The 15,903-nt window shown below is 41.7% G+C and carries 13 protein-coding genes and 7 tRNA genes; 15 read left to right on the forward strand and 5 right to left on the reverse strand.

Annotated features, from left to right (window positions below; all coding sequences use genetic code 11):
* Positions 1-14: 14 nt before the first annotated feature.
* Positions 15-779 (reverse strand): SDR family oxidoreductase, encoded by a 765-nt coding sequence (locus tag ACFSJY_RS10480; protein ID WP_386033992.1) that lies wholly within the window; start codon positions 777-779, stop codon positions 15-17.
* Between the two features lie 155 nt (positions 780-934).
* On the opposite strand from ACFSJY_RS10480, the gene ACFSJY_RS10485 reads away from it, so the two are divergent.
* Complete coding sequence (locus tag ACFSJY_RS10485) at positions 935-1,825, forward strand: LysR family transcriptional regulator (protein WP_386033994.1); 891 nt, start codon at positions 935-937, stop codon at positions 1,823-1,825.
* Positions 1,826-1,906: 81 nt separating this feature from the next.
* On the forward strand, positions 1,907-3,676 hold the full coding sequence (locus ACFSJY_RS10490) for a Na/Pi cotransporter family protein (RefSeq protein ID WP_386033996.1): 1,770 nt from the start codon (positions 1,907-1,909) through the stop codon (positions 3,674-3,676).
* Between the two features lie 272 nt (positions 3,677-3,948).
* Here ACFSJY_RS10490 and ACFSJY_RS10495 read toward each other — a convergent pair.
* From ACFSJY_RS10495 to ACFSJY_RS10505, 3 genes are all read right to left on the reverse strand, one after another.
* A tRNA-Met gene (locus tag ACFSJY_RS10495) sits at positions 3,949-4,025 on the reverse strand.
* 68 nt (positions 4,026-4,093) lie between these two features.
* Positions 4,094-4,170, reverse strand: a tRNA-Met gene (locus ACFSJY_RS10500).
* Positions 4,171-4,337: 167 nt separating this feature from the next.
* A tRNA-Met gene (locus ACFSJY_RS10505) sits at positions 4,338-4,414 on the reverse strand.
* 297 nt (positions 4,415-4,711) lie between these two features.
* On the opposite strand from ACFSJY_RS10505, the gene rlmKL reads away from it, so the two are divergent.
* The 5 genes from rlmKL to rmf all read left to right on the forward strand — a co-directional run bounded on the left by rlmKL (position 4,712) and on the right by rmf (position 11,090).
* Complete coding sequence (rlmKL, locus tag ACFSJY_RS10510; protein ID WP_386033998.1) at positions 4,712-6,841, forward strand: bifunctional 23S rRNA (guanine(2069)-N(7))-methyltransferase RlmK/23S rRNA (guanine(2445)-N(2))-methyltransferase RlmL; 2,130 nt, start codon at positions 4,712-4,714, stop codon at positions 6,839-6,841.
* Between the two features lies 1 nt (position 6,842).
* Complete coding sequence (locus ACFSJY_RS10515) at positions 6,843-7,100, forward strand: glutaredoxin family protein (protein ID WP_386034000.1); 258 nt, start codon at positions 6,843-6,845, stop codon at positions 7,098-7,100.
* A gap of 1 nt (position 7,101) precedes the next feature.
* Positions 7,102-9,003 carry an ATP-binding cassette ATPase Uup gene (uup, locus tag ACFSJY_RS10520; RefSeq protein WP_386034002.1) on the forward strand — a complete coding sequence of 634 codons (1,902 nt, stop codon included), beginning with the start codon at positions 7,102-7,104 and terminating at the stop codon, positions 9,001-9,003.
* Positions 9,004-9,023: 20 nt separating this feature from the next.
* On the forward strand, positions 9,024-10,754 hold the full coding sequence (locus ACFSJY_RS10525; RefSeq protein WP_386034004.1) for a DUF3466 family protein: 1,731 nt from the start codon (positions 9,024-9,026) through the stop codon (positions 10,752-10,754).
* 162 nt (positions 10,755-10,916) lie between these two features.
* Positions 10,917-11,090 (forward strand): ribosome modulation factor, encoded by a 174-nt coding sequence (gene rmf, locus ACFSJY_RS10530; protein ID WP_386035016.1) that lies wholly within the window; start codon positions 10,917-10,919, stop codon positions 11,088-11,090.
* A 52-nt stretch (positions 11,091-11,142) separates the two neighbouring features.
* Here the strand turns inward: rmf and fabA are convergent, their stop codons facing one another.
* Positions 11,143-11,658 (reverse strand): bifunctional 3-hydroxydecanoyl-ACP dehydratase/trans-2-decenoyl-ACP isomerase, encoded by a 516-nt coding sequence (fabA, locus tag ACFSJY_RS10535; protein WP_386034006.1) that lies wholly within the window; start codon positions 11,656-11,658, stop codon positions 11,143-11,145.
* Between the two features lie 150 nt (positions 11,659-11,808).
* Between fabA and ACFSJY_RS10540 the strand changes: the two genes are divergently transcribed.
* The 8 genes from ACFSJY_RS10540 to ACFSJY_RS10575 all read left to right on the forward strand — a co-directional run bounded on the left by ACFSJY_RS10540 (position 11,809) and on the right by ACFSJY_RS10575 (position 15,892).
* Positions 11,809-12,048, forward strand: coding sequence for a hypothetical protein (locus ACFSJY_RS10540; RefSeq protein ID WP_386034008.1), 240 nt, complete (start codon positions 11,809-11,811; stop codon positions 12,046-12,048).
* Positions 12,049-12,201: 153 nt separating this feature from the next.
* Positions 12,202-12,846, forward strand: coding sequence for a UvrY/SirA/GacA family response regulator transcription factor (gene uvrY / locus ACFSJY_RS10545; protein WP_386034010.1), 645 nt, complete (start codon positions 12,202-12,204; stop codon positions 12,844-12,846).
* A gap of 3 nt (positions 12,847-12,849) precedes the next feature.
* Positions 12,850-14,685 (forward strand): excinuclease ABC subunit UvrC, encoded by a 1,836-nt coding sequence (gene uvrC, locus ACFSJY_RS10550; RefSeq protein WP_386034012.1) that lies wholly within the window; start codon positions 12,850-12,852, stop codon positions 14,683-14,685.
* Positions 14,686-14,754: 69 nt separating this feature from the next.
* Positions 14,755-15,336, forward strand: coding sequence for a CDP-diacylglycerol--glycerol-3-phosphate 3-phosphatidyltransferase (gene pgsA, locus ACFSJY_RS10555; RefSeq protein WP_386034014.1), 582 nt, complete (start codon positions 14,755-14,757; stop codon positions 15,334-15,336).
* Positions 15,337-15,468: 132 nt separating this feature from the next.
* Positions 15,469-15,544 (forward strand) — tRNA-Gly (locus ACFSJY_RS10560).
* A gap of 40 nt (positions 15,545-15,584) precedes the next feature.
* Positions 15,585-15,658, forward strand: a tRNA-Cys gene (locus ACFSJY_RS10565).
* Positions 15,659-15,664: 6 nt separating this feature from the next.
* A tRNA-Leu gene (locus tag ACFSJY_RS10570) sits at positions 15,665-15,751 on the forward strand.
* A gap of 65 nt (positions 15,752-15,816) precedes the next feature.
* Positions 15,817-15,892, forward strand: a tRNA-Gly gene (locus ACFSJY_RS10575).
* The last annotated feature ends 11 nt before the right edge of the window (positions 15,893-15,903 follow it).

A 15,903-nucleotide genomic window follows, 5' to 3' on the forward strand; every position in this document is an offset into this window, starting at 1 on the left:
CGTTATTGAATTGCTTAGCCGATCAAGTAACCGCCGTCGACATTGATTGCGGTGCCTGTTGTGTAGCTAGAGGCATTAGAGACGAGATAAAGCACAGTACCTGCCATTTCATCGGGTTCAGCAACGCGTCTCATCGGCACATGCTGCATTGCTTGTTCTAATATTTTGGGGTTTTTGACGAGTGTAGCTGCAAACTTGGTATCGGTGGCACCTGGTAATAATGCATTCACACGTATGTTGAAAGACGCGCATTCTTTTGCGAATGCTTTTGTCATTGAAATAACCGCTGCTTTGGTGATTGAATAGATACCTTGGAGGTCTCCAGGAATCACACCATTTACCGACGCAACATTTACAATGGCACCGCCGCCATTTTGCTTCATCAGGTTAGCGCCTTTAGTAGACATGAAAAAGTACCCTCGAATATTGACGTCGACTGTTTTTGTATACGCGCTCAAATCTGTTTCAAGGATATGGCCAAAATAGGGGTTAGCAGCAGCGTTATTCACTAAAATATCTAGCCGACCATGTGCTGATTCAATATGACCGTATAGCGAATCGACCTGTTCTATTTCGCCAATATGGCAGGCGAACGCTTCGGCTGAACCGCCAGCTTCTTTAATTTGGTCAACAACTGCTTGGCAACCTTCAATTTTTCGGCTAGATACCAGGACATGGGCACCATAAGCAGCTAGTGTTTTAGCAATACTTTCACCAATACCACGGCTCGCACCGGTGACTAAAGCAACTTTGCCCGTGAGATCAAATAAATTATTCATATCGTTGTCCTTGACCATGCGCTCATTACAGCAGCGCAAAATATGTGTGTTAAAAATCATATTATTGAGCTAACCTAAATTACACAAATGAATAATAGTTATCGGTCACTATTCGTGTGCCGAATTAATTACTCTAATAAAAGTAGGCAGTTTTAATGAAAATTGACTTAAATTTGTTTGTCGTGTTTGAAGCGATCTATTGTGAGGGCAATATCAGCAAAGCCGCCTCTGCATTGAATTTGTCACAACCAGCAGTCAGTCACTCTCTTGCTAAGCTAAGAGATCATTTTGGCGATAAACTCTTCGTTCGCCAAGGTAATCAAATGCGCCCGACGACGGTTGCAAAGAATGTTATAGGCGACGTGCGCGAAGCATTGAACCAGTTACATACTAGTTTGTATCAGTCACAAAAGTTTGAGCCGGCGACATCCAGAAAATACTGCACTGTCTCAATGCATAGCTCTTTGGAAGCGTCCTATTTACCGTATTTTGCAGAGAAGTTAATCACAGAATCGCCCAATTTGAACTTTACCAGCAAGCGTGTTCGGCGAAGTGAAATTGAAACCAAATTGGCCAGTGGTGATATTGATTTAGCCATAGATATATTGTTGCCTGTGAGCAACAACATCATGCATACACAGCTTACCAAGGACAAATTGGTCGTCGTGGCTAGAGAGGGGCACCCTATATTTACGGGTAAATTTGATATGCAGCGCTACTTGAGCCAAACACACGTTGTTGCTTCAGCTAGGACAACAGGACCAAGTGTTGAAGATTATGAACTAGGCCGACTGGGAATACAGCGAAAGGTTGGCTTGAGGTGTCAACATTTGCTGTCGGCATGTCGAGTGATTACAAACAATGATATGTTACTGACACTCCCCGAAAATTCTGCTCGTATGTACAAAGCTTTGCTACCCATCGGCATTGTACCATTGCCTATAGATGTCCCACCACTTGACGTACATATGTATTGGCACAAAAACCAAGACAAAGATCCCGCAAATTGTTGGTTAAGAAATAAAGTCTCTAGCAGTAACATATAGAGCGTTTACATCTGCAAACAATAAGAACTTGCTTATACTTTAATGAGTTATAGAGAATTAATTAACGTATAGGCAAGGGATATGTTCACTCCTACTACAATTGCTCCCAAGAAAATCCTTCTATTCCTTCTAGCATTTGCGACATTGTTTATGTGCAATTTCACGGCAGTAGCTAGCGATGCTTCACATCAAAATATAGCGTGGTCAGAAGCCTTCATGGGCCTTTTAGGCGGTTTGGCGCTTTTTTTATTTGGTATGGAACAAATGTCTGATGCGCTTAAGTCAGCACTAGGTGACCAAATGAAGATGCTGCTTGCGAAACTGACTAAGAACAGGTTTACAGGTGCGTTGACCGGGGCATTTGTCACAGCAGTTATTCAATCATCCTCTGTTACTACTGTATTAGTTGTTGGCTTTGTTTCGGCAGGCATGATGACAATGTCCCAATCTATTGGCGTCATCATGGGGGCCAATGTGGGTACGACAATAACAGCTCAAATAGTTGCTTTCAAAGTGGAGGAAGCCGCTTTATGGATGGTCGCATCTGGCTTTTTAATGATGTTTGCTGGGAAACGCGAAAAGACTAAACATTATGGGAATATGTTGATGGGACTGGGCTTAATTTTCTATGGCATGAGCCTTATGGGAGAAGCAATGGAGCCATTGCGACGCTACCCGCCATTTCTTGAGCTGATGGTTAAAATGGATGAACACCTGCTCGCTATTATGGTAGGGGCACTCTTTACCGCGTTAGTTCAGTCTTCATCGGCTACGACTGCCATTGTTATAACGATGGCTGGACAAGGTTTGATCAGTTTGGAAGCCGGCATTGCTCTCGCTTTTGGTGCGAATGTTGGTACTTGCATAACAGCGCAACTCGCCGCTTTGGGTAAATCAAGGGAGGCACTCAGAGCTGCGGTTGTCCACCTTGTTTTTAACTTAGGAGGGGTATTAATTTGGTTACCGTTTATCGGTGTTTTAGCGAGTTGGATTGTTACGATTTCGCCACAACACCCAGAACTTTTCGGGACTGCTAGACTGGCAGCCGAAGTGCCTAGACAAATTGCTAATGCGCATACGGTATTCAATGTTTTCAATACGCTGTTTTTTCTGTCGCTTACCGGTTTTCTAGCGCAGCTTGTGTTAAAGCTAGTGCCTGAAAAAGCTGAGTCATTGTCTGTCATAATAAAACCTAAGTTTCTTGATAATACTTTGATTGATACGCCGAGTTTGGCAATTGAGCGCGCAAGACTTGAAGTAGCGAGAATGGCGTCTATTGTCACTAATATGTTTGAGAAAATTCGTGAAGATGCGCAAAAGCGGGATGGAAATCTATTTACAAGAATCAAGCTAGAGGACGACAAAGTTGACCTGCTGCAAGGGGAAATATATCGATATTTGTCTGACATAAGAAAGCAACCGCTAAATGAGCAACAAAGTAAAGAGTTAAGTACGGTCATGCTTATGGCTGATGAAATAGAAAGTGTAGGGGATGTACTTGAAAACGATTTAGCGAGAGTGGCCAAAACAATTTATGACAACAACCTCAAATCCAGTAACACTATTAGGTACATATATCGGGAAATAGGTGACAAGTTATCTGTTGCTTTACAAAACTCGACACTGGCTATTAAAGACAACAACCAAATCGCTGCACAATCGGTGCTATCAATAAAAGGAGAGATAGATACATTGATTAAGCAGGCTTTTGAATTGCAAACCGAAAAGTTTACCGATGAAAACATAGAACTCGTGCGTCACGAGATGACCATTTTAGAAAATCTCAAACGGATTCATACATACTTGAAGCGCATAGCCAAAAGAGTTGTACCGCAAGAAATTGATGACTAGCTCGATGGATGGAGTTGGTAAAATGTTTTTACAGGCACTGCAAATGACAGTTTCAATAAGGTAGCAGCCATTATTTTGGTTATGGGCGTCGTTTGTTTTTTCAGAGAAGGAACCGATGAAATACGGTCATGTATCGCCAATAATATTGGTTCTTGTTGGTCGATAAGAAGCGTTGGTTGCGGGAGCCCTGTATTTTAACTGAAAGGGAACCGACGACCTAAGGTCGTGAATTACAACCCAACGTTTGTTTTGTTTCTAATGTTGATAAGAATTGGTTGCGGGAGCCGGATTTGAACCGACGACCTTCGGGTTATGAGCCCGACGAGCTACCAGGCTGCTCCATCCCGCGTCCGAATGGTTTACCGAAGTAAACGAGCCAAGGTTGTTTTGATTCTGACCTACAAAAGAATTAAGAATTGGTTGCGGGAGCCGGATTTGAACCGACGACCTTCGGGTTATGAGCCCGACGAGCTACCAGGCTGCTCCATCCCGCGTCCGAATGGTTTACCGAAGTAAACGAGCCAAGGTTGTTTTAATTCTGACCTATAAAAGAATTATGAGTTGGTTGCGGGAGCCCTGTATTTTAACTGAAAGGGAACCGACGACCTAAGGTCGTGAATAACAACCCAACATTTGTTTTGTTTCTAATGTTGAAAAGAATTGGTTGCGGGAGCCGGATTTGAACCGACGACCTTCGGGTTATGAGCCCGACGAGCTACCAGGCTGCTCCATCCCGCGTCCGAATGGTTTACCGAAGTAAACAAGCCGATAATGTTTGAATTCTATTATCAAAGAATTGTTTCACCTCTGTGAAAGCGAGGCGTATGTTAAGGATAGTTGAATTAATTTGCAACCTATATTTACGCTATTTTTACCGTTGGCCTATTAATTGTACGAAATGAAGCATATTTAGGCGTATATCGGATTTTCCTTACGTAAAATTACATAAATTTGACCGATAAATTACCGTAATGCCTAGGTAATCTATCTATGGTTGTTTATAATTGCCGCCAATTTTTCTGATGGAATACTTCTATGTTTCAATTTTTGGCGCTTACTTCTCCCGGCATTGAAATTTTGCTCGCTGATGAAATAAATCAACTTGGCGGAGAACAAGTGGTTCAAAAACCTGAAGGAGTTTATTTTTCTGCCGATTTGGCTACTGCATACAAGGTCTGTCTATGGACGAGGCTTGCAAGTCGTGTTTTGTTAAAGCTATCGGAAAGTGAAGCGAATGACAAAGACTCGCTATACGCAGGTGCTAAAGCCGTCGAATGGCCTGAAGTGTTTAATGTACAAAGTCCTTTCGCGGTTGATTTTGTGGGTAAATCCAAGGAAATAAGAAACAGTCAGTTTGGCGCACTAACGGTAAAAGACGCTATTGTTGATTGTTTTCGTGAGAATACTGATGTAAGACCGTCTGTAGACAAATCATCACCTGATATCCGTATTCAAGCGCGTTTGTTAAAAGGTAAAGTGAGCTTCTATCTTGATTTTTCTGGAAGAGGGTTATTCCAACGTGGTTATCGCAGAGACAGTGGTTCTGCTCCTTTGAAAGAAAACTTGGCAGCGGCAATCGTACTTCGCTCAGGCTGGTTATCGGATACCTCAAAACCATTAGTGGATCCTATGTGTGGTTCAGGTACTGTGCTCATTGAAGCTGTTTCAATGGCAACGGGGCAAGCGCCAGGCTTGGATAGGAGCTTCTGGGGCTTCGAATATTGGCTAGGAAATGACGAAGCAAGTTGGGAGTCTGCACTAAACGATGCAAAACAATTGTCAATCAATAACTTCGATAACTTTACTGGAAAAGTGTACGGCAGTGATATCGACCACAGAGTGATTAAAACGGCTAAACAAAATGCTGCCAAAGCGGGTTTTTCAGATTTAATCGAGTTTAGTTGTAAAGATGCCGGCAAAATTACCAATGTATTTTCAAAGCCAGGTGTTTTGTTGTTTAACCCTCCTTATGGTGAACGTATAGGTGAATTACCTGAGCTCGTAGAATTATTTAGCGAGTTTGGCCAAAAGCTCAAACAGCAATATGCCGATTGGACGGTGGCGATCCTAACTGCCAATCTTGAATTGCTTTCATTACTGAAGCTTGCGAGCACTAAACGCTACAAATTTAAGAATGGACCTCTTGATGCTGTGCTTGCAACATACCTGATCGATGAAAAACAAAAAGAGCGTGATGTTGCCCATGGCACCGTAGATTTAAATCAACAAGATTCAGATTTTGCCAACAGATTGAAGAAAAACTTAAAGTCACTCAAAGGTTGGATTAAGTCAGAGGGAGTAGAGTGTTATCGTTGCTACGATGCGGACATTCCTGAGTATAATGTCGCTGTTGATGTTTATGGAGAATATCTGGTTATTCAAGAATATGCTGCTCCAGCTAAGATTGCGCCAGAAAAAGTAGCAAAGCGTTTACAAGAAGTTATTTATTGGGCGCCTAAAGTGACTGAAACACCCACAAACAATGTGGTTCTAAAAACGCGTCAAAAACAGAAAGGCAGTAATCAGTATCAAAAGCTAAATAAAAAGAATCATGAACTCGTGATTCAAGAGTATGGTGCAAAGCTAAAAGTCAATTTGTGGGACTACCTCGACACAGGTTTGTTTTTAGATCATCGAAAAACCCGACAGATAGTAGCAAAGCTTGCCAAAGGAAAAACTTTCCTTAACTTGTTTGCTTATACTGGCTCTGTCTCAGTGCATGCGGCATTGCATGGTGCAGACTCCGTTACAACAGTAGATATGTCTAAGACTTATTTGACTTGGGCCGAAGAGAATTTTGCGTTAAACAAACTGCAAAGCCACAAATATGAATTTATTCAAGCTGATTGCCTTTCATGGTTAAAAGATAACGGCCGAAAATTCTCGTTTATTTTTATCGACCCACCTACCTTTTCAAATTCAAAGCGCATGGACGATACATTTGATGTACAACGTGATCATGTTGATATGCTCACTGATGCTTACAACGCATTAGAGCAAGGCGGACAGATTATGTTTACTAACAATAAGCGCAATTTCAAAATGGACTTAGACGCCATGAAAGGGCTAGGCTTCTCTGTTGAAAATTTAACAGAGCGCACGCGTGATAAAGATTTTGCTCGTAATAAGCATATCCATAACAGTTGGTTACTTACAAAAAAATAATATGTTAGAAAACGGATTCCTTTTATATAGCAGCGAAGGTTGCCACTTGTGTGAGGACGCGCTCGCGTTATGTCATCACTTGCCAGTTCCGATTATGTTGACTGTGGTTGATATTGTTGATGAGGAAGATTTAGTGAAACACTATGGGCAACATATACCGGTAATACAACGAGATATTGATGGTAAAGAACTATTCTGGCCATTTGACTTAGCGACATTGACTGCGTTCGTTACTGAACAAGTCGAAAAAGAGGCATAGCGTGGAACTAATAAGAATTACTAATGCTGAGCTTGCTTACGGAGATGGCAAAATTCTCGATGATGCTGACCTTAGAATAAACAAAGGTGAGCGTGTCTGTTTGGTTGGTAAAAACGGTGCCGGCAAATCTTCATTATTAAAAGTGATCAGTGGAGAACGTCAGCTAGACGATGGACAACTGAACTACTCAAATGAAATTCGGATTGCTATGTTGGCACAAGATCCCCCTGAGTCTTGTGAAGAAACTATTTTTGCCTATGTGGCTGAAGGTCTTAAAGACAATGCTGAACTAATCAATCAATACCATCAGTTGGTGGCACTGGTTGCAAGCGATCCTAGCGAAACTAACCTAGAAAAGTTGGCAAACTCTCAACAGAAACTGGAACAAGCAAATGCCTGGCAAGACGAGCAACGCATAGAGCAAGTGTTGAGTACTTTATTACTTGAGCCTGATGGAAAAGTGAGTGATTTATCTGGCGGCTGGTTACGAAAATTGGCATTGGCGAAAGCTTTGGTCACTAATCCTGATGTATTGCTGTTGGATGAGCCGACCAACCATCTCGATATCGATAGTGTGTTGTGGCTAGAGTCGTTTCTGAAAAATTACACAGGAACGATAGTCTTTATTAGTCACGATAGGGCGTTTATTCGCAAAATGGCGACAAGAATTGTCGATTTAGATCGTGGTAATTTAACGTCTTATCCTGGCGACTATGACAAATACATCGAGCAGAAAGAACACGATTTGAATGTTGAAGCGCAGCAAAATGCATTGTTTGATAAAAAGCTCGCTGAAGAAGAGACTTGGATTAGGCAAGGTATAAAAGCGCGAAGAACCAGAAATGAAGGTAGGGTTCGCGCGCTAGAAAAATTACGAGTCGAACGAAAGCAACGTCGCGAACTGAAAAAGCAGGGCGACATTGAGATATCGTCTGGCGATCGCTCTGGTAAGCTTGTTCTCGAAGCAACTGATATGAGTGTGAGCTTTGGTGACAAACACGTAATAAAGCATCTTAATTTACTTATAACCCGTGGCGATAGAATAGCGTTAGTTGGCGCTAATGGGACGGGTAAATCAACATTGATTAAGGTGTTAATGGAACAGTTAACGCCGAGCTCAGGCAAAGTACGCATAGGTGTCAACCTAAATATAGCCTACTTTGATCAGCACAGAGAACAACTTGATCCTAATAAAACGGTTCAAGATACCGTTGCTGACGGCAAACAAGAAGTGATGTTAAATGGCCGAAGTAGACATGTTTTGGGTTACTTACAAGATTTCTTGTTTAGCCCTAAACGTGCACGTACGCCGGTTAGAGCATTATCAGGTGGTGAGAAAAACCGCTTGTTGCTCGCTCGTCAGTTTTTACGACCCAATAACCTATTGATACTGGATGAGCCAACGAACGACTTAGATATTGAGACCCTAGAACTATTAGAAGAAGTGGTAGCAAACTATCAGGGCACTGTTGTGTTGGTTAGCCATGATAGGGACTTTGTGAACAATTGCGTAAACAGCTGTCTCTATTTCGATGGTAGTGGTCATATTGAGCAGATTGTTGGTGGCTATGATGATGTTGAACAGCACCTCGCATACAAGGCATCTCAGGCAAAACAAGCCGCTGAAATTCATGAAAGTAAAGTAAAAGAAGTATCAAAGAAGCCAACTAATCAGCAGACTAAGAAAAAATTGTCGTATAAAGAGGCAAGAGAGCTTGAAGCTTTGCCTGATGAAATAGATAATCTGGAATCTTTGATTGGTTCTCTGCAAGAACAAGTCAATCAGCCTGACTTTTTTACACAGGATAATGAGTCCACGCAGAAAATATTGAACCAGCTGCAAGAATATGAGTCAAAGCTCGAAGCTGCTTTCGACAGGTGGCAAGAGTTAGACGAAAAATAATAAGTGAGATAAGTAGTTAAATGAATAATATCGTAAAGTCTTTAGTCGCTGTTGGCGTGGCAAGTGCCATCTCAATTGCCAATGCAGCAACATACACAATAGTCGATAAAGGTGATGTAAGCTCACTTAAGTACACATATACACAACAAGAGAATGCAAGTTCAGAAACCGCAATCTCTGGCACAGAACTGTACAACTTTCCTGTCCAATTTGATGAACTGGATGAAGACGACTACGACAGTATCGTGAATCTTGCTGATGCTACACATGAAATTGTCCTTGCATTAGAAAATATTGAAAATGAAGAATTATTGCGTGCAGGGACGCCTACCGCCAATGATTTTGCTTGGACAGTAAGATGGTTAAGTGGGCGCAACAATAACTTCTATCAGCGTGTTGGTGACCAGGTTGCGATGATAAACGACGGTATCGAAACCAAAGAAGTTGTTGTATTTGATGAGCCTTTTGAAGGAACAGATACATTAACACGCTCAGTGTCAGATTTTGCCAATGGTATATCTGACAGAGGTTGGTTGTACGGCAATGGTTCTGCCCCTTATTTGCCACTGGTCTTTACAGACAGCGATGGCGATGACGATACATGGTGGCTGCGAGATTTTAATACTCGAGCATTTGTATCTGTTGATAATGGTGAAAGTGTTATTCCTGTTCTCCCCCCAGAGACAAGTTTCTATGAGGGTGAGTCTGCAATCCTTGACATGCGTGGCTTAATTGCCGTTGGGTACGCATCTGTCAGTACAAATCCAGAAATTGTAGAACGTATAGAAGATGAAACTGGCGGTTGTGCCGATCCAGATGTTGTCGACGATATTCCTTACTTAGCTTGTGTCCAAAACCTGTCGGCCAATTTATACAATTTGAACGCTTACATTTGGCGCTTTGACGAGAGTGGGAATATAGTTGATGAAGAAGCGTTAGGTATTTTGGTGACACCAGCAGAAGGTGATGACCGTACGTATCAAAGTTTCGGTCAAGCAGTAAATTCACAAGGTGTTGTTGTTGGCTATTCTCATGCATGGATCGACGAAACTGAGACTACACCTGGTAATAATGAAGATCGCTGGTTCTATGCATTTGTATACAAAGATGGCGAAATGGTCAGCTTAACACGTGACCATAGCGAATATTACGATTCTCGAGCATACGACATCAACGACGCTGGTATTGCAGTTGGACATGCAAGAACCAGTGTAAATGGTCGAATTCGCTCGAAATTTTATTACATCGATACGAATGTCCCGTCTGAAGAGCTTCAGCTAATATTTCCTGAAGATTTCTTTACTGGTTCGTCGAGCACAGCACGCGCGATAAATGAACAAGGATTTGTTGTAGGTGAAGGTGAAGTAGAAACCCAGAACAGTGAATTGCGACGCACCCACGGTTTCTTGTATGACATCAACAACGAAACATTTACCGATTTAAATGACTTCCTATCGTGCGACTCTGCGTATACGATTATCGAAGCTCGTGATATCAATGAACTTAATGAAATATCAGCAACTGCAATTGTCAAAGTACCTCGTAGAGATTCATATGGTGAACTTATGTTCGATGACAATGGTGACCAACTTGTAGAAGATGTGGTACGTGCTGTGACGATGAAGCCTATCGACGGTGAAATTGAAGACTGTTCAGAGGTTGAAGAAAAAGTAGAACGGAACGGTGCTAGCTTTGGTTTTGGTTTATTCGCCTTTTTACTGGGCCTTGGTGTAAGGCGACTGACAAGGTAGTATAAAAAGCGCTCACTGAGCGCTTTTTTTTGATCTATTTGTGCCTGTGAATCAACATATTACTTATTTGAGGAATAAGTAGCATTGCAATTCCCGCGTCTTTCTTCTATTCGTTAATATTGCGTCAAACGATTATAAATAAAGAAGGAGAGCGCACATATGATGAAAAGGCAAAAACGTGATCGTCAAGACCGAGCGCATTCTAGAGGATATCAAGCAGGCATTTCCGGTCGTTCTAAAGAAAATTGTCCATATCAAGCAGCAGATGCAAAATCAGAATGGTTAGGTGGTTGGCGAGAAGCTATTGCCGATAAACAAAATGGTTTAGTGAAATGAAAAAAGCCCGGTAACACCGGGCTTTTTTATAGTATAGCTTTAAACTTTATTGTTAAAAGCTAGATGTGTCTGCGAATAAGCCAACTTTTAAGTCTGTAGCTGTGTAAATAACTTTTCCATCTACAGACACTGTACCATCTGCAATACCCATAAATAATTTACGCTTTATGACGCGTTTAAGCTGAATATTGTAGGTAACTTTCTTTGCTGTTGGTAAAATCTGCCCAGTGAACTTCACTTCGCCCACACCCAATGCGCGACCACGACCGGGACCGCCAGCCCAAGCTAAGAAAAAACCGACTAACTGCCACATAGCGTCTAATCCCAGACAACCTGGCATAACCGGGTCGCCTTGGAAATGGCAATCGAAGAACCAAAGATCTGGGTTAATATCTAATTCAGCAACAATTTCACCTTTGCCGAATTCACCGCCTTCTTCAGTAATTAAGTTGATGCGATCCATCATCAACATATTGTCTTTTGGAAGTTTACTGTTACCTTCGCCGAAAAAGTCAGTCGTTCCAGCTAAAATAAGGTCTTCTTTTGAATAGGCGTTTTTTTGTTCCATGCGTAATAATATCGTTTGAAAATTTAAAGGCAGTACTTTAGCGAACACTTGTACACTAAACAACTCTGAACAGTTATTTTGTTGCATTTTGATAGGTTATGCGTAACCTATGTCGCTATACATACAGGCTAACTATAGCAAAGGATTATTATGGCGCTTTCAAACGCAGAAAAACAAAGAAGATTTCGTGAAAGGCAAAAAGAAAAAGGCAGAAAAGAAATGCGCGGTTATTTGTCAAAAGAAGCGATTGAGTGTTATGAATTGATTTCTGAACAAACACAATGGTCAGATTCGGTCATTTTAAGTAACGCTATCAGACTGACATATGCAGCATATAAAAATGGGCAAATAGGACTGCTTAATAATTGGCTTAACAAAAATGGATTGTAGTCTAAACTTTACTAATTATGACGAGTTGAATAGCTATTCATGATTAAGAGATTGAGTTGCAAACTAAATCGCTATATATTGCTGAAATATTCTCGTAACACGTTCGTAGTTGCGAGTTTTTATCGGGTTAAATAAGAATAAAGGGTAAACAGCTTGATTAATGTTCTTTTAGTAGACGATCACGAGTTAGTTCGTACAGGTATACGAAGAATTCTAGATGACGTTAAAGGCATTAAAGTCGTCGGTGAAGCGCAAACGGGTGAAGATGCTGTATCTTTATGTCGCAAGGAAGAACCGGATGTCGTCTTAATGGATATGAATATGCCGGGAATAGGTGGCTTGGAAGCGACTAAGAAAATTATCCGGTATGCGCCTGATGTAAAAGTCATTGTACTAACAGTTCATAGTGAAGATCCGTTTCCGACAAAGGTGATGCAAATAGGAGCAGCGGGTTATCTAACAAAGGCTGCTGGTCCAGATGAAATGGTTAACGCAATAAGAGCGGTTAATAGTGGGCAGCGCTACATTACTCCCGATATTGCGCAGCAAATGGCTTTGAATCAATTCAAATCAGCAGAAGAGAACCCATTTAATGCACTTTCTGAACGTGAACTGCAAATTATGTGGATGATCACACGTGGTGAGAAAGTGCCTAACATTTCAGAGCAACTTATGTTGAGCACGAAGACGATAAATAGCTATCGTTACCGCATGTTCGAAAAACTAAAAGTAAGCAATGACGTAGAGCTAACTCACTTGGCAATACGCCACGGTATGCTTAAAACAGAAAAACTATAAGTTTTGCCAGATAACAACTCATTTGATTCTCAAGCTTTTCTTAAAACGGTTACTGAAAAAGCAGGTGTTTATCGTATGTATAACCTCGAGCAAGAGGTTATATATGTGGGAAAAGCAAAGAACCTAAAAAAAAGACTCAGTAGTTATTTCAGAAAAGACGTCAATAGTGTTAAAACCAAAGCCTTAGTAAGGCAGATATTGGCTATTGATGTCACCATTACCCATACAGAGGGTGAGGCGCTCATTCTTGAAAATAACTACATCAAAAAGTATCAGCCTAAATACAATATATTACTTAGGGATGATAAATCTTATCCTTATTTACTGATTACTCAACACAAACACCCGAAATTGGGTATGCACCGTGGCTTTAAACGCCAAAAAGGTGAATATTTCGGCCCATTTCCGACTGCTGGCGCAGTTTGGGAGTCTCTGCGTCTAATGCAGAAAATATTTCCTATTCGTCAATGCGAAGACAGCTACTATAAAGCGAGAACAAGGCCGTGTTTGCAACACCAACTCGGTCGTTGCTCCGCACCTTGTGTTGATAAAATTTCAGTTGATGACTATGCCCAACAAGTTGACATGGCTAAGTTGTTTCTCCGAGGCAAAAGTTCAGACGTTATCGATATGTTGGTCGATAAGATGGAGCAGGCTAGCTTGGCATTAAAGTTCGAGCAGGCCGCGCAATATCGTGATCAAATAGCAACTCTACGCAAAGTACAACAGCAGCAATTTGTCAGTGGCGTTGCCGCAGAGATGGATGTGATAGGGGTTTACAGGCAAAAAGCCCAAGTGTGCATTCATTTGCTCTTTGTTAGAGACCATAAAATTTTGGGGAGCAAAAGTTATTTCCCAACAATTATGGCTGAAGATAGTGAAGAGGAGATTATTGCAGCGTTTATTGGTCAGCACTATTTAGTGAACGAGGCATTCCAAGGTGCAATTCCTAAAGAGATTGTCATCAGTCATGCAATAGAGAATGCAGCAGAGCTGGGTAAACTGCTCTCTATCCAATCTGACTATGAGGTAAAAATCTCAAGTAATGTCAGACAAGAAAGAAAACAGTACTTAAAGTTAGCCACCACGAATGCGGAGCAAGCACTTATCACTCGAAACAGTGAAAAAGAGTCAATGCAAAAGCGTTTTGAAAAACTTAATGAAGTATTTGAATTGCCACATGAAATACAGCGACTTGAGTGTTTTGACATCAGCCACACGATGGGCCAGCAAACGGTTGCATCTTGTGTTGTTTTCAATACAGAGGGCCCTTTAAAAAGTGATTACCGTCGATACAATGTTGTTGGTATTACACCTGGTGACGATTATGCAGCGATGTCTTTTGCCTTAAACAAACGTTATGGCAAAGTAACCGATGTCGATAAACTACCAGATGTTGTATTTATCGATGGGGGCAAAGGTCAGCTGGCTAGGGCAGAGGAATTTTTTCAGCAGCTTGCTCTCGATAGAACGCCATTGTTAGTTGGGGTTGCCAAAGGGGAGTCTCGAAAGCCAGGTCTTGAAACATTGATTATGGCGGGTAGTCACCAGTTAATTTCTTTACCCGGAAATTCTCCCGCGCTGCATTTGGTGCAACATATACGAGATGAAAGTCACCGTTTTGCAATAACGGGGCATCGTGCCAAGCGCCAGAAGAATGCGAAAACGTCGACATTAGAGAGCATTCCAGGTATCGGCGCTAAAAAGCGCCAGGCATTATTAAAGTATTTGGGGGGAATGCAAGAAGTTAAAAATGCGGACGTGAAAACGTTAGAAAAAGTCCCGGGTATTAGCACTGCACTTGCTCAGAATATTTATGACGCCTTGCATGACAATTGATTTAAAACACGTGTAGAATGCATTTAAAACGCCTTAACAATAAAGGCGAGTATAATAGTAGAAGTTGTTATGTGGACTATTCCGAATCAAATCACCCTGTTTAGAATTATTCTAATTCCTGTATTCATCATCGTTTTTTATCTACCGACCGATTGGAACCATTTTGGCGCGTTTGCCATTTTTTGGTTAGCTGCAATTAGCGACGCACTTGATGGGTATCTAGCTAGAAAATTAAATCAATCTTCTGCTTTTGGGGCATTTATTGATCCTGTTGCTGATAAGCTTATGGTTGCCGCTGCACTAATCATGATTGCTGAAGATTTTGCTGTTTGGTGGATTTCGGTGCCCGCGATGATCATGATTGCACGAGAAATTTTCATCAGTGGATTAAGAGAGTTTATGTCTTCTCGAGGAAAAAGAGATACGGTGGCCGTTTCGACCCTGGGGAAATATAAAACAGCAGCACAAATGCTCGGTATTATGGGGTTAATTTGGCAACCAAATTACGATATTCCATTAATTTTGTTCAATTTCCCTTATGAAATTTTGATGTTTGCAGCATACACGTTCTATTTTGTTGCGACAGTGCTCACTGTTTGGACAATGGTGTTATATTTCAAAGCTGCTTGGCCTGAATTGCGTGCAAAATAAGGCCATTAAAGCCAAAAAATCATCATATTAGACGCTTTTTAATCACTTGAAATATTTTTGAAATTAAATGGTTGACTCGCAGTAATTTCAATGTAGAATGCACCACCAGTTGACAGGGAGTCAACCAGGAAAGCGGCTGTAGCTCAGTTGGTAGAGCACCACCTTGCCAAGGTGGATGTCACGAGTTCGAGCCTCGTCAGCCGCTCCAAAATTTCCAAAGGAATACTACCCAACGTCGTAGTGAATATGGCGGGTTGGCAGAGTGGCTATGCAGCGGATTGCAAATCCGTGGACCTCGGTTCGACTCCGGGACCCGCCTCCATGTTATGCCCGGGTGGTGGAATTGGTAGACACAAGGGATTTAAAATCCCTCGCTTGTAAGAGCGTGCCGGTTCAAGTCCGGCCCTGGGTACCATTTCACTCGGTTGAAGGTTGTATTAGGAAAAAAGGTGCGTTAGAATGCGCGCCCTGAATTGAAAGGCGGCTGTAGCTCAGTTGGTAGAGCACCACCTTGCCAAGGTGGATGTCACGAGTTCGAGCCTCGTCAGCCGCTCCAATTTTCAATTC

Origin of the sequence: Thalassotalea euphylliae, from assembly GCF_042682785.1 — a bacterium.
In the GTDB taxonomy this organism is placed as follows: domain Bacteria; phylum Pseudomonadota; class Gammaproteobacteria; order Enterobacterales; family Alteromonadaceae; genus Thalassotalea_F; species Thalassotalea_F euphylliae.

What these genes read in the sequence shown, in the direction of transcription:
- pgsA (WP_386034014.1), top strand. Translation starts at nt 14,755, where the DNA reads ATGTGGACTATTCCGAATCAAATCACCCTGTTTAGAATTATTCTAATT.
- ACFSJY_RS10480 (WP_386033992.1), bottom strand. Translation starts at nt 779, where the DNA reads ATGAATAATTTATTTGATCTCACGGGCAAAGTTGCTTTAGTCACCGGT.
- rmf (WP_386035016.1), top strand. Translation starts at nt 10,917, where the DNA reads ATGAAAAGGCAAAAACGTGATCGTCAAGACCGAGCGCATTCTAGAGGA.
- ACFSJY_RS10485 (WP_386033994.1), top strand. Translation starts at nt 935, where the DNA reads ATGAAAATTGACTTAAATTTGTTTGTCGTGTTTGAAGCGATCTATTGT.
- fabA (WP_386034006.1), bottom strand. Translation starts at nt 11,658, where the DNA reads ATGGAACAAAAAAACGCCTATTCAAAAGAAGACCTTATTTTAGCTGGA.
- ACFSJY_RS10490 (WP_386033996.1), top strand. Translation starts at nt 1,907, where the DNA reads ATGTTCACTCCTACTACAATTGCTCCCAAGAAAATCCTTCTATTCCTT.
- ACFSJY_RS10515 (WP_386034000.1), top strand. Translation starts at nt 6,843, where the DNA reads ATGTTAGAAAACGGATTCCTTTTATATAGCAGCGAAGGTTGCCACTTG.
- ACFSJY_RS10525 (WP_386034004.1), top strand. Translation starts at nt 9,024, where the DNA reads ATGAATAATATCGTAAAGTCTTTAGTCGCTGTTGGCGTGGCAAGTGCC.
- rlmKL (WP_386033998.1), top strand. Translation starts at nt 4,712, where the DNA reads ATGTTTCAATTTTTGGCGCTTACTTCTCCCGGCATTGAAATTTTGCTC.
- ACFSJY_RS10540 (WP_386034008.1), top strand. Translation starts at nt 11,809, where the DNA reads ATGGCGCTTTCAAACGCAGAAAAACAAAGAAGATTTCGTGAAAGGCAA.